Below are 999 nucleotides of genomic sequence, written 5' to 3' on the forward strand. Positions count from 1 at the left end.
GTCGGCGGTATCGAGCGAGTCTTCCATATCCCATCCCATCAGCACCGACGTCAGGCGCAACCGCGAGCGCGCACCCTCGCGCGGCCCCGCGGCGCCCGCCGAGGTGCACGCGCGCTGCACGTCGCCCACCGCGGCGCCCCGTCGCATGAACTGGGGCACGAGGCGCATCGCCATGGACAGCATGAGGCCGATGGTGGGGGCCGCGTTGCCGAACAGCGCCATGACCTTGTCCGAGGAGAGCGCGCGCGAGGCGTTCGAGAACCACAGCAGCACGCACGACAGCATGGCGCCCATGCAGGCGCCGAACACGAGACTCTCAAGGTAGAACGCCCGCAGGCCGATGCGGAAGAGCTCCGTGGAGCCCATGGCCGAGAACAGCGGGTTCGCCACCGCCATCACCAAGATGAGCGGCATCTGCCACAGCACCGTGCGCAGCGTGGCGCGCATGCCCCGCAGGACGACGCTGTACGCAAGCGCGGCAGCGAGCGAGAGGGCGAGGTAGACCGGCTGCATCGCCGCCATGCTGAACGCGAGCATGCAGGCGAAGTAGCCGAACGCCACCGCCGGATGGTACCGGTCGAACGCCGTGGGCTTCGAGCCCCCGCTGCCGAGCATCGCCGCGCCTCCCTTCCCTATCGGACGTAGAACCAGCGCACGACGTCGCCGTCTTGGAGGACGACGCTATCGCAGGCCCTCATGATGACCTCGCCGTTGACGGAGAACTTCCATCCGCTCTCGCCAGGATACTCCTTCTCCGCCAGGCCGCCGATGGCGCTCACGTAGATGCCGAGCGGCGTGCTCGACGCGTTCACGGAAAGGCTGCACGCCATGAGCGCGTCGTAGACGGTGGCGCCCTGCTCGAACGTGGGATTGGCGCCGCCCGACACGCGCCCGTCGGCGGCCGACGAATCCACGCTCACACTCACGGTGACGGTGGCCGGCTGCGCGGGGGCAGCCGAAGGGGGAGACACGGTGCCGGCCGAAGCGGCACCGGACTCG

At 69.6% G+C, this 999-nt stretch carries 2 protein-coding genes; both read right to left on the reverse strand.

Annotation, left to right across the window (positions count from 1 at the left end):
• Positions 1–615 (reverse strand): energy-coupling factor transporter transmembrane component T family protein (locus tag GPA_RS19600; protein WP_041239758.1); only part of this gene is annotated, 615 nt, incomplete at its 3' end.
• A gap of 17 nt (positions 616–632) precedes the next feature.
• On the reverse strand, positions 633–999 hold a 367-nt coding region (locus GPA_RS15185), incomplete at its 5' end, for a DUF4430 domain-containing protein (RefSeq protein ID WP_231847674.1).

Source organism: Gordonibacter pamelaeae 7-10-1-b, from assembly GCF_000210055.1.
GTDB lineage: Bacteria > Actinomycetota > Coriobacteriia > Coriobacteriales > Eggerthellaceae > Gordonibacter > Gordonibacter pamelaeae.